Consider the following 12,794-nt stretch of genomic DNA (forward strand, 5'->3'; position numbering starts at 1 on the left):
GCAGCGGAAGTGAGTACACAATAGCTCTATGAAAACTTTAGAGGTCTTTGTCAATGCAGCCGATTCGGACGTTTAACGTTTCCCCCGCCTTGCCGTCAAGACTAGAACCCTTACGAAAACTGGCATACAATCTGCATTGGGATTGGAACTTTGAAACTAAAGAGTTATTTCGCCGCCTAGACCGCGATTTGTGGGAATCCAGCCGCCACAATCCGGTGCTAATGCTGGGAACCATTTCTCAAGCCCGGCTACAAGAAGTTGCTGAAGATGAAGGCTTTGTTGCCCACATGGAACGAGCCAGCCGCCAGCTAGACGACTACCTGCAAGAGCGGACGTGGTATCGCAAACACAGGACTGAGGTGAAAGGACTGAGGAGTGAGAGAAAAGAAGAAAATTCTTCTTCCTCTTCCTCACTCAATCCTCAGTCCTCGGTGAAGGGACTGAGGACTGAGAGAAAAGAAGAAAATTCCTCTTCCTCACTCACTCCTCAGTCCTCCGTCCTCAGCACTAAGGAGTGTTACGCCTATTTCTGCGCGGAATTTGGTCTAACCGACTGCCTACCCATTTACTCTGGTGGCTTGGGCGTTCTCGCTGGAGACCACCTGAAATCAGCCAGTGACTTAGGCTTACCGCTCGTTGCCGTCGGCTTACTCTACCAGGAAGGGTATTTTGCCCAGTACCTCAATGCCGATGGTTGGCAGCAGGAACGCTATCCGACTAACGATTTCTACAATATGCCGTTGCACCCGGAGCGCCATCCTGACGGTTCGGAACTGCGGATTTCTGTAGAGTATCCAGGGCGCACCGTCTATGCACGTGTCTGGCGCGTGCAAGTGGGAACCGTGCCCCTATACCTGCTCGATACCAACATTGAGCCGAACAATCCCTACGACCACGACATCACCGACGAGCTGTATGGTGGTGACTTGGATATGCGGATTCACCAGGAGATGATGTTGGGCATCGGAGGCTTCCGGATGCTGAAGGCGCTGGGATACAAACCCACCGTTTATCACCTGAATGAAGGTCACTCAGCGTTTCTGATTCTGGAACGCATCCGGATGCTGATGCAAGAAGAGAAACTCAGCTTTGCCGACGCCAAACAGGTGGCGCAAGCGAGTCAGGTTTTCACTACTCACACGCCTGTATCCGCTGGGTTCGATTTGTTCCCCCCGGACAAGGCTCTTTATTACGTGGGACACTATGCCGATATTTACGGACTTTCCCACGAAGAATTTCTCGGCTTAGGACGGGAGGACACTGGGGATTTGGCGTCGCCGTTTAGCATGGCAGCACTGGCGATGAAGACATCGAGCTTTGTCAATGGGGTTGCTCAGTTGCACGGGTTAGTGTCGCGGAAGATGTTTCACAGTCTCTGGAAAGATTTTCCACTGGATGAGGTGCCGATTACCGCGATTACGAATGGAGTACACGCCCGCACTTGTGTGGCGAAGTCAACTCAGGAGCTATATGATCGCTACCTTGGCCCCCAGTGGTCTGACGCGCCAGTAGACGATCCGTTGTGGGAGCGGGTGCAGTCGATTCCGGATGAGGAGTTGTGGCGCAATCACGAGCGTCAGCGGTCAGAACTGGTGGTGTTTGTGCGCGATCGCCTAGTGAGAAAGTTGCGCGATCGCGGTGCTTCTCCATCTGAGATTGACCAAGCTCAAGAAGTGTTAGACCCAACGGTGCTGACGATTGGGTTTGCGCGTCGTTTTGCGACTTATAAGCGGGCAACTCTGTTTTTGCGGAACATAGACCGGATCAAGAAAATCTTGCTGGGCGATCCAAATCGGCGGGTGCAGTTCGTGATTGCTGGAAAAGCTCATCCCAAGGATATGCCTGGGAAGGAACTGATCCGCGATATCATTCATTTCTCGCGGGATGAAGGGATGAATGCCAGTGTAGTGTTTATCCCGGACTACGACACTTATGTTGCCCGATTAATGGTGGCAGGTTGTGATGTTTGGCTGAACACCCCCAGGCGTCCGCGAGAGGCATCTGGCACCAGTGGAATGAAGGCGGCGATGAATGGTTTGCCGAATCTGAGCGTGCTGGATGGCTGGTGGGATGAGGCAGATTATGTCCGCACTGGCTGGCCCATCGGTCACGGGGAAGACTATGAAGACATCAATTATCAAGATGATGTGGAAGCGAATGCTTTGTACGACTTGCTAGAACAGGAAGTCGTGCCGCTGTTCTATAACCGGGATGGATCTGGAATTCCCCGCAAGTGGACTGCCAAAATGAAGGATGCGATTCGGTTAAATTGTCCGTTCTTCAATACGTCGCGGATGGTGCGGGAGTATGCGGTGCGGGGATATTTCCCGGCGAGCGATCGCTACTCTACGATGACCGCAGACAACTACGCTCCCGCCAAGGACGTAGCCGCCTGGAAGCAACGGATCTTCGAGCAATGGTACAACATCAAAATCGAAGCAGTTGATGTTTCAGAACCCGCTGGGATTATGGTCAATCAAACGGTTGCTGTCAAAGCGCGGGTCAACCTTGGGCAACTCGGCTCCGATGATGTTCAAGTCGAACTTTATCAGGGTGCAGTTGGTGTCGATGGCGAGATTGTCAACGGCATTCCCGTAGTAATGGATTACGAAGGCAAAGATCAACAAGGGTGTAGTATTTACACCGTTGATATTCTCTATACCTCCAGTGGTTTGCAGGGTTTCTCTTTACGGGTTTTGCCTAAACACGACAATCTATCAAGTCCCTACGAATTGGGACTGATTCTCTGGGCATAACAATTAAAAATGCAAAATTAAAAATTAAAAAACGAAGAGGAAATCTTCAATTTTTAATTTTTAATTTCTGCGTGCGGCTGCCCAGGTATCAACCCAGTTGAGGATATCTTCTATTGTTTTGAGTCTATCTAAATCCAGCAGATACAACTGCCCCTCTTCCCAAGCGAGGCAGCATCAACCGCTGGGTTGCGATCGCCATCATAAATCAATGCCTAAAAATTTCATCATGCTGAAATCTTATAATCTCTAGCAATCCTAAAAAATTTGTGAAACCTCTGCTTTCTCTTTCTTTGCGTCCTATAGCGCTAACGCGCATGGCTTCGCTAAGGCGTCCTTGGCGGTTCGTCAAAAAAATATCTTACAAATGAAAGCGAATTCATCCCCGAAGATGTAAATATTTTAGCTAGCTACGTTGTGCAGCCAGAACCTCTAGATACAGTTCTAGAATTTAGAGAAATAATTTGCAAGTAGATTCATCAGCAAAACAGATGAAAAGCGCGATCGCATTCTGAGCATGGGTGTTTATTTTCCATCCCAGCAGAAAATTGATTATGGGTAAAATTGAGAGTTTAGGTAAGGAATGATGGCAAAAGACGCGATCGCTCCTTTGCCTCTGGACTGTTACAATAACGCCGCGCTGATGCCAGAAAATGTCAAACTAGATAGATAAGTTTTGTTAACGCAGGCATCAAAGCTGCGCTTCTAGATAGCTAAATTGAAATTTATGGTTAAGCAACGCATTCTCTCTGGGGTTCAACCAACTGGTAATCTGCATCTGGGTAACTACTTGGGAGCAATCCGCAACTGGGTAGAAGGGCAGAGTCAGTACGAAAATTTCTTCTGTGTGGTGGATTTGCACGCGATTACCGCGCCCCACGACCCAAGCACGTTAGCTGAAAATACTTATAAAATTGCGGCTTTGTATTTGGCTTGTGGGATCGATTTGCAGTATTCCAGTATTTTCGTGCAATCCCACATCCCGGCACATAGCGAACTGACTTGGCTGCTTAATTGCATCACCCCCCTCAACTGGCTGGAAGATATGATCCAGTTTAAGGAAAAGGCAGTTAAGCAGGGGGAAAATGTCAATACTGGGTTGCTAGACTATCCGGTGTTGATGGCGGCAGATATTTTGCTGTATCAGGCGGATAAAGTGCCGGTGGGAGAAGACCAGAAGCAGCACTTAGAATTGACCCGCGATATTGCGAATCGGTTTAATTACCAATTTTGCCGGGAAAATCCGGTGCTGAAACTGCCAGAGCCGCTGATTCGGGCTGAAGGTGCTAGAGTGATGAGTCTGACCGATGGCACTCGGAAGATGTCGAAATCCGATCCTTCAGACATGAGTCGGATTAACCTGCTCGATACGCCAGATCAAATCCAAAATAAGATTAAACGCTGTAAAACTGACTCAGTGCGCGGTCTAACTTTTGACGATTCGGAACGACCCGAAGCCCGAAATTTGCTGACGCTATACATGGTGCTTTCGGGTAAGACGAAGGAAGAAGTCGCAGCACAGTGTCAGGATATGGGCTGGGGACAATTCAAGCCGTTGCTGACAGAAACCACGATTAACGCCCTGAAACCGATTCAAGAAAAGTATCAAGCGGTGATGGATGACAAAGGCTATTTGGAGTCGGTGTTGCGCGATGGCAGGCAGAAAGCGGAAGCGATCGCTTCGGTAACTCTCGCCCAAGTGAAAGCTGCCCTCGGTTATTCGGTTCCCCTTTAAGCAGATATAAGCTATCAAGGATGGAAGCGATTAGTTATTGATGCTTAAGAATGAGTTATTTAATTCAAAATTCAGCAGGGACGGGGCAACCTCGCCCCTACAAGACCAATTTGCGTGCTGCTGCCGAATCGGGTGAATTTTTAATTACCGCCGAGGTTGCCCCCCCCAAAGGCGGCGATCCCTCCCAGATGCTGAAAATGGCGCAAACCCTCGAAGGTCGGGTTCATGCGGTCAATATTACCGATGGCAGTCGGGCGGTGTTGCGGATGTGTTCGATGGCGGCTTCGGTGATATTGCTACAGCATGGAATCGAGCCGATTTGTCAGATTGCTTGTCGCGATCGCAACCGCATCGGATTGCAAGCTGACTTGATGGGTGCCCATGCCTTGGGAATTCGCAATATCTTAGCTTTGACCGGCGATCCCGTGAAAGCTGGGGATCATGCCGATGCCAAGAGTGTATTTGACCTAGAATCCGTGCGGTTGCTGGGATTAATTAAAAAAATGAATCTCGGCTGCGACTGGAACGACAAACCCTTAGGTGATGGGGCAACGGACTTATTCGTGGGTGCTGCTATCGATCCGCAATTAGCAAGCTGGTCGAGCTTGCAAAGTCGATTTGAGCGAAAATTAGCAGCAGGGGCGCAGTTTTTCCAAAGTCAGCTGATTTGCGATTTTGATCGGCTAGAAAAATTTATGGATCAAATCGCGGCTGGCTGTGGAAAGCCAATTTTGGCGGGAATTTTTCTGCTCAAATCCGCTAAAAATGCTCAATTTATCAATCGATGCGTGCCTGGAGTGAATATTCCCGACCACATCATTGATAGACTCGCCGCTGCTTCAGATCCCCTGCAAGAAGGGATGCTAATTGCCGCAGAACAAGTCAAATTGGCTCGTCAACTCTGCCAAGGGGTTCATATGATGGCAGTGAAACGAGAAGATTTGATTTCGCCAATCCTCGATTTAGCGGGAATTCCACCGCTGACTCAGGTGGTAACAGCAGGAGGAAATAATGAACGCACAAACAACAAAGCAGTTACCGATTCCGCCTCACTTTGATGCCAAGGTCGGGGAAGTCTGGCGGGTGCCGTATCAGCAACGGGCAGCGGATGCGAGGGAGTGGGCGAAAAAGCACCAGATTTCAGCGGCGGCTGAGGATAAAACTCGCATTTGTCTGTTGTTAATCGATGTCCAGAATACGTTTTGCATCCCCGATTTTGAATTATTTGTGGGTGGGAGAACGGGCACGGGTGCGGTAGATGATAATCTGCGGCTGTGTGAATTTATTTATCGGAATTTGGGAGTCATCAGCGCGATCGCTCCCACAATGGATACTCACACGGCAATGCAAATTTTCCATCCCATCTTCTGGATTAACGACGCCGGGGAACATCCCACCGCCGCCGTCACGATGATTACACCGGAGGATGTTCACCAAGGCGTCTGGAAGGTGAATCCAGCCGTTGCTGGGATTGTCGGTGTCGATTACGCCGAACTTGCCTCACACGCTTTGCATTATGTCAAGCATTTGAGTGAAGCTGGTAAATATCCGCTGACGGTGTGGCCTTATCATTCCATGCTGGGTGGAATTGGTCACGCTTTGGTGTCAGCGGTGGAAGAGGCACTATTTTTCCACTGTATTGCCCGGAATAGCCAAACGCAGTTTGAAATTAAAGGCGACAATCCTTTAACTGAAAATTATTCTGTCCTCCGGGCGGAAGTTTTGGAAAGCGTGAATGGACGCCCGATTGCCCAGAAAAATACTAGCTTGATTCAGCAGTTGCTCGCGTTTGATGCGGTCATTATTGCCGGTCAAGCAAAGAGTCACTGCGTCGCCTGGACAATTGACGATTTGTTAACAGAAATAAACCACACAGACGCTAATCTTGCCAAAAAGGTGTATTTGCTGGAAGATTGCACATCAGCTGTTGTCGTTCCTGGAGTGGTGGATTATACGGATCAAGCAGAAGAAGCTTTTGCCAGATTTGCAGCGGCGGGAATGCATCTAATTAAGTCAACTGAACCTCTAGAAACCTGCCCTGACTTTCCTAAAATTGGTAATGGGTAATGAGAGTTATAAGTAGGGGCAGTGCCTTGTGCCTGCCCTGAGTTTTGAGTTTTGAGTTTTGCTTTAGGTCGAGGAGTGTCAAGACAGCAGGCTCTCGTTAGCGCATAGACTATTCAGCGCTACATTGAAGATCCACATCACTAATAAGCTAGCGATTAAAGTCGCCACTCGTCTTCCTCCACCGACTGAAGTACGGTGGCTTCCGACATCTAAGTATTCTGTGAGTGAGAGCATCTTAAGTATGCTTTCTTTACTTGACATCCTCTCTCGAAGGTATTCCAGATAGGTTTTTAGAGCGGTTAAAAATTTGCTCAACACTTCTAAAACACCTCCCAGTATTCCAGCGCTAGGCGCTTCTTCTGTGCTACAAACTACTTTCTACCATGACTGCGGGACCGACTGGCTGCGGGGGTAGGGTAGAGGGTTCTAAGGTGACGGCTAAGGTTGAGGTTGTAGCACCGCAAGCACCGACAGGAATGGAAATTTGCTCTAAAACAGTTCCCCGCTGACTTGCCCCAAAATTTGCACAAGGTATCTTTTTATCGTCAACAATTGCCCAAAGCCGATAAATTTGACCAGATGGGACAGCCGGAAGATTTTGAAAGGCGATTACTGCTTTTTGTTCATCCAGATTGACGAGAATGCTTCCAGAAGCCGTATTTGCTTTTTCTGTACCTGTAAGTGTGTATAAGCGGGTATTCCGCTGTTGTAGGACCTCAAGGGCATCTTTCTGAGCCTGCACAGTTTGCAGTTCCTGCCGCAGACGAGACTGCACTATCTTTAGATTCTGTCGCAGACGATAATTGTCAAAAGCGAAAGCTAGCGCTAACAGTGCTGCCAAACTGGCAAAAAGTTTGCTCCAAGGGAAAGAAAACTGTTTTGGTGTGGGTTCGCGGTTGATTGCGCGTTCGGCAGCTTCCAGAATCGCCGAACGCAGATGTGGAGGAGGGGTGACTTCAGGAAGGGCGTAGGGCAAGAGTTCTAGTGCTTCCTGCAAACGACTCACTTCAGTCGCCTGTTGCGGATTTTTTTCGAGAATTTGCCTAAATTCTTCCGCTTCTTCAGCGCTAAGGTCGCCGAGGACATAACCTGCCATTAATTCTTCTAAGTTTTCCGGATTTAAAGGTTCGGTCATGGTGCAACTATTTTAGAAAATCTTGTAACGTTTGCCTCAATTTCAGTAGTCCCTGACGAGTGCGAGTTTTGACCGTCCCTAAGGGGATATTTAGTTGAGCGGCAATTTCCGATTGAGTGAGACCTTGGTAGTAGGACATTTCTAAGATTTGACGCTGGTTTTCTGAAAGTTGCGCCAAGGCATTCCGAACCTGCTGCGATCGCTCGCCTAATGAAGCCTGTTCAAAAGGGCTTGAACTGATTTCAGTCGTCATTGTTTGACGCCAACGCTCAAGAAATTTGTGGGTGGTGCCACGGGAGCGAAGTTTGTCAATCGCACGCGATCGCGTCATAACACTTAGAAAGCTGCTTAGAGAACCACGAGCGGGATTGTAACTATTGCTACGCCACAGATGCAGAAAAATCTCTTGAGTGAGGTCTTCTGCTTCTTGGGGGTTTTGCAAAATTTTCAATGCTAACCCGTATACCAGAGTGCCATAGCGGTCGTAGAGAGTGCCCAGAGCAGAGGATTGACCGGCTTTAAGTGCTTGAAATAGCTCTGTATCCATCCGGGGCGTTGCGTTTGTTGATTTGCCATCGAGAGAGTCAGGATGCATGCGTTCTGGAGAGTAGGTCTAAGCCAATCACTCTTCAGAGTCAATTGCAGTAGTTGAGTCCTCTGCATCTCTCACAGGAGAGAAATTCCCTTTTTCTTTAATACGATCTAAAACGCGAATTGGATCTTTTTCCATAAAATCGTTAAATGCCTCCGTAATTCTACGGGTGGTGGGAATCCAAAATGTCAGTAAAATCGTAAGATTTAAAAATGCTATTGATTTGTCAATAATATTTCCACTTAATTATGTCGCTGATTAAGCTTCCAGTTTTTGAGGAGCATCGAATGAAACGGTTCTAGACAAGCCCTTTGGTGCTTACTGCGCTCTTGGTGGCGATCGCATCGAAGGATTTCCCAAGAGAAACTGCCTTGGTTTCTGGGCTTTTTTGAGTGGGTGCATCATGTCAGAAAACTAGGCAAAGCCTTACTAGCAGTTTTACTTCAACCTCTTACAGACAGCTATGATGCAGTCGGGTGCATAGCCAGGAGAACAACAGGAGTCTAGCGCTGGTAAAAAGGACTGTCAATTTTTCACGAGCAGGACTTACGCAAAGCTTATACACATAGCGTTTTGTTAGCGTTCTTGTCGGTTCAATCCCCCTGTGGTTGCCCCTAGATGTGGTGATGTTGCGTAAGTCCTAACGAGCTAGCTGCAATTCGGTGCTTCGGGCTTTCCTTGTATCGATTACTGTGTGCTGTCTGCGGTGTTCTTGTCGCCGCGTCGGAGCAGGGTGCGAGTAGCGGCAATAACTTCAGGCGCTGCCAAGAGTTAGGAGCTAATGACTTCAGGACTTACGCAACATCACCACATAGTAAGGGCAACCACAAGGGGATTGAACCGACAAGAACGCTATATGTATAAGCTTTGCGTAAGTCCTGACTTCATTCGGAAGCCGATTTATTTTGATGAATTAATGGCAAGAATCCAAGCATCTTTGCGATTAAAAGGTATCGTTAATTCGGCTCAATAATTTCAAGAATTATACAAGTTAGGGAAAAGACGGATAAAACCGAAATTCAACAAATTGATTCAAGGGTTTTAACTTCTAGGGGTAAGATGACGGTGAAGGTGGAGCCAACTCCAATCTGGGATACCAGCTCTATTTTGCCTTGCATTAGGTTTACCAGTTGTGCGACAATTGTCAAACCTAAGCCAGTGCTACCGGGTATGCGATCGCTACTATTGCCAGCTTGAAAGAAGGGATCAAAAACACGCGCCTGGTCTTCTGCAGCAATCCCAACTCCGGTGTCGCTCACTGCAATAGACCATTGGTTATCAGATAACATCTGACACCTTAAATGGACGATTCCCGATTCTGTGTAGCGAATCGCATTGCTTAGAAGATTTGTGACAATTTGCTGTAATCGCAAAGAATCTGTCAGCACTTTTTCAGGAGCGCGTTTTGGGCGTAGCCCTTCTCGAAGAGTAGCAGAGTTATCGGCGCTAGCTGAATCGCAATCAACCACCATTTGTAGCTCTTTCGCAGCAGCCAAAGGCTCCAACATTTCAACCACATTGTTGATTAAAGAGGCTACATCTATTAGTTCTGGGTGCAGTTCTATTTTCCCTGCCGAATACCGGGAGATTTCCAGTGTATCGTTGATCAGGCGAAGTAAGTGTCTGCCATTGCGTAGCACTCGCTCAATGTGTTCCAGATTGGGAAAGGTGTCCCGAACTTCAACATTCTTTCGTGAAGAGCGTAAAATCAGCTCCGAGTAGCCAATAATCGAATTTAGAGGGTTTTTCAGTTCGTGGGCTAGTTGAGAGAGATTGTCCTGATTCGCTTTTACCAAGCGAGTTAGTTCTTGATTGGTTAGTTCTACCTGACTTTGCACCTGTTGTAGTTCTTGCAATCGCTCCTCTACATAACTTTTGAAGCATTGGGCAATAGCTTCGTCGAGCGTCGCGTCAATCGCATTGTAAGCTCGCATCACTTCCCGAACCGTACCCTCTAATAAATCTGCCTCTAAAGTGGAAAAGATCGTCTGGCGCAGTAGACGATATTCTCGCGCAATTTCTGTGGGAGCAAAACCTTGTTTAGCACGCAGAACGCCATGATACAAACTGTTCTGGACGATGGACTGAATATCGTTTTCCTGCGACTGGGAAATCACAGTTGCCATCGCCTTTAGCACATCGGGAATATGATCCCGTATAGCTGAGCGTGGTAAATCGTCAGTGCTGGAAATCTGCCTATCCAAGCGGACTGCTTCAACCCAGTTTTTGGCAATCGCGTCTATTTTTCCAACAAGCAATTGACTAAAATCCATTGTGACAAGAGGCGTGGAGAGCAGTAGGTCAAAAACCTTCTTGGTATCATTCTACTTGAGCGATCGCGCAGTTTACTTGTCGGTCGAGTGGCAGTACAGTTCGGTTAGAGCGAAAAACACCAAAGTTCGCAAGTTCGCGTAGGGAATGGTTGAGGCAACGTTAGCCAACAAAACATAAGCATTGGTTGGGTTTCGTTTTTGATGCTCAGGACTCGCCGCACATCACCACATAGTAAGGGCTTTTCCCAGGGGGATTGAACCCGAAAAAACGCTATATGTATAAGCTTTGCGTAAGTCCTGTGGGTGTTCTTTTAGCTTCTCCAACAGATATGGAGACACTTGCTTAAATTCTGCCTCTATACCCATATCTGGCTACACTCTAAGAAATTAGCTAGTGATTTTGTACTATATTAACCGATAGCGATCGCTACCAGCAGCGATAAAATTGGCAACACAAAGGGTTGAATCCCATTAGTTTTTGTCATAGTTTTTCCTTAATCGTACATAACAGCGATCGCTACCCTTCAACACCCGCCGAAATACCACCAGTCATCAAATAACCAACTTGTTCCACCGTGGCAGTGGTAGCATCTAAGATATCAACGAATTGTCCTTCGTACATTACAGCAATGCGATCGCTCATTGCCATAATCTCTTCTAATTCAGTTGAAATATATATAATTGCTGCACCTCGTTCTCGTTCAGCTAATAAGCGTTGCTGTACATATTCTGTCGCACCAACATCTAAACCGCGTGTCGGTTGCATTGCCACAATTAAAGTTGGGTTGCCAGAAAGTTCTCGTGCCAATATTACTTTTTGTTGATTACCGCCGGACAATTGGCTAACTTTAATTGATGGATTATCGGCGCGAATATCAAAGTTTTGCATTGCCTCAGCCGCATGATGATTAATCACCTCATTCTGGAGAAACCAGCGGCGGCAAAATGGCAGAAAGTTAAAAACTTTGAGAATCAGATTTCTAGCAATGCTAAATCCCATCACCAAACCCATTTTCTGCCTATCCTCTGGAATATAAGCTGTAATTATTTCTTCCCCTCTTTCCTTTGCATTCTTTGCGTCTTTGCGGTTCATTATTCTACCGGAAGTAATAGTACGCAAACCAGCGATAGCTTCGCTTGCGCCAAAGGCGATCGCATCTGCCAACTCTCGCTGTCCATTGCCATCAACACCCGCAACTCCCAGTATTTCGCCTGCGTGGAGTTGAAAGGATACATCTTTCACAACCGGCAAATTCCGCTGATCCTGCACCTGTAAATTCTGTACTTCTAACACCACTTCACCAGAGGAACGAGCAGATTTACTTAGATGAAATAAGACTTCTCTACCTACCATCAACCGTGCTAATTCTTGAGTGTTAGTATCGGCGGTTGTGGTTGTCGTCACCACCGCACCCCGCCGCAACACAGTGACAGTATTGCAAAGATTCATCACCTCTTCTAGCTTGTGGCTGATAAAAATAATTGTGTGTCCATCTTTAGCAAGTTGGCGCAAGATAGCCGCTAAAATCTTCACCTCTGGCGGCGTCAGCACCGCTGTCGGTTCATCCAATATCAGCAACTTGGCGTTGCGGTAAAGTGCTTTGAGAATCTCTACCCGTTGCTGAACTCCTACAGGTAAATCTCCCACTTTTGCTAATGGATTTACTTCTATATTGTAGTAGCGAGAAATTTGCGCGATCGCCTGCGCTTTCTCTTTTATATCTAACCGTAAATCGAAGCTGGTTCCAAGAATAATATTTTCGGTTACTGACAGTTGCGGCACCAACATAAAATGCTGGTGAATCATGCCAATTCCGTGCGCGATCGCGTCACTCGCTGAAGAAATTTGTACTGGCTTATCTTGCAGGTAAATTTGACCGGAATCTGGCTGATAAAGTCCGCAGAGGATATTCATCAAAGTAGTTTTACCGGCTCCATTTTCGCCCAGCAAAGCATGAATAGAGCCGCAACTAACGCTCAGGTTGATATTGTCATTAGCGAGAAAACTGCCAAAGCGTTTGCTAATGCCTTCAAGACGTAGATAGGTCATTTTTAATAGTTTTTGGTAATTGGCTACCCAGCATCCCGCCGTGAACTTAAGTTCACGGCTAATAAGCTGTTATGCATTTAAACTGTGATAAGAGCATTGCCCTTGTTTTTGAGCTTTCGTTCCCATTTGATAATCAACTCTCCTTCATTTAAAAGCTTATGTAATACATACTCTAGCTCTTCAATTGAT

The 12,794-nt window shown here is 47.1% G+C and carries 10 protein-coding genes; 5 read left to right on the forward strand and 5 right to left on the reverse strand.

The window, feature by feature from the left end:
- Positions 1-53: 53 nt before the first annotated feature.
- The 4 genes from glgP to ACFW2W_RS27455 all read left to right on the forward strand — a co-directional run bounded on the left by glgP (position 54) and on the right by ACFW2W_RS27455 (position 6,555).
- Positions 54-2,756 carry an alpha-glucan family phosphorylase gene (gene glgP / locus ACFW2W_RS27440; RefSeq protein WP_378185280.1) on the forward strand — a complete coding sequence of 901 codons (2,703 nt, stop codon included), beginning with the start codon at positions 54-56 and terminating at the stop codon, positions 2,754-2,756.
- Between the two features lie 724 nt (positions 2,757-3,480).
- Complete coding sequence (trpS, locus tag ACFW2W_RS27445; RefSeq protein ID WP_378185282.1) at positions 3,481-4,488, forward strand: tryptophan--tRNA ligase; 1,008 nt, start codon at positions 3,481-3,483, stop codon at positions 4,486-4,488.
- A 50-nt stretch (positions 4,489-4,538) separates the two neighbouring features.
- Positions 4,539-5,546, forward strand: coding sequence for a methylenetetrahydrofolate reductase (locus tag ACFW2W_RS27450; RefSeq protein WP_378185284.1), 1,008 nt, complete (start codon positions 4,539-4,541; stop codon positions 5,544-5,546).
- Positions 5,500-6,555, forward strand: coding sequence for an isochorismatase (locus tag ACFW2W_RS27455; protein WP_378185286.1), 1,056 nt, complete (start codon positions 5,500-5,502; stop codon positions 6,553-6,555). The genes ACFW2W_RS27450 and ACFW2W_RS27455 overlap by 47 nt, the downstream gene beginning before the upstream one ends.
- A gap of 78 nt (positions 6,556-6,633) precedes the next feature.
- Here ACFW2W_RS27455 and ACFW2W_RS27460 read toward each other — a convergent pair whose 3' ends face one another.
- The 3 genes from ACFW2W_RS27460 to ACFW2W_RS27470 all read right to left on the reverse strand — a co-directional run bounded on the left by ACFW2W_RS27460 (position 6,634) and on the right by ACFW2W_RS27470 (position 8,285).
- The gene (locus tag ACFW2W_RS27460) at positions 6,634-6,816 is read right to left on the reverse strand and encodes a hypothetical protein (protein ID WP_378185288.1); all 183 of its coding nucleotides are present in this window, start codon (positions 6,814-6,816) and stop codon (positions 6,634-6,636) included.
- Positions 6,817-6,919: 103 nt separating this feature from the next.
- Positions 6,920-7,690, reverse strand: a complete 771-nt coding sequence (locus ACFW2W_RS27465; RefSeq protein WP_378185290.1) for an anti-sigma factor domain-containing protein — start codon at positions 7,688-7,690, stop codon at positions 6,920-6,922.
- A 7-nt stretch (positions 7,691-7,697) separates the two neighbouring features.
- Entirely contained in the window at positions 7,698-8,285 is a 588-nt protein-coding gene (locus ACFW2W_RS27470; protein WP_378185292.1) for a sigma-70 family RNA polymerase sigma factor, read from the reverse strand.
- Positions 8,286-9,063: 778 nt separating this feature from the next.
- Here ACFW2W_RS27470 and ACFW2W_RS27475 point away from each other — a divergent pair.
- Positions 9,064-9,255, forward strand: a complete 192-nt coding sequence (locus tag ACFW2W_RS27475; RefSeq protein ID WP_378185294.1) for a hypothetical protein — start codon at positions 9,064-9,066, stop codon at positions 9,253-9,255.
- Between the two features lie 46 nt (positions 9,256-9,301).
- Here the strand turns inward: ACFW2W_RS27475 and ACFW2W_RS27480 are convergent, their stop codons facing one another.
- Both ACFW2W_RS27480 and ACFW2W_RS27485 read right to left on the reverse strand, forming a co-directional pair.
- Positions 9,302-10,555 (reverse strand): sensor histidine kinase, encoded by a 1,254-nt coding sequence (locus tag ACFW2W_RS27480; RefSeq protein WP_378185296.1) that lies wholly within the window; start codon positions 10,553-10,555, stop codon positions 9,302-9,304.
- Positions 10,556-11,072: 517 nt separating this feature from the next.
- Positions 11,073-12,605, reverse strand: coding sequence for an ABC transporter ATP-binding protein (locus ACFW2W_RS27485; RefSeq protein WP_378185298.1), 1,533 nt, complete (start codon positions 12,603-12,605; stop codon positions 11,073-11,075).
- Between the last annotated feature and the right edge of the window lie 189 nt (positions 12,606-12,794).

The organism is Coleofasciculus sp. H7-2 (assembly GCF_042747725.1).
Lineage (GTDB): Bacteria > Cyanobacteriota > Cyanobacteriia > Cyanobacteriales > FACHB-T130 > FACHB-T130.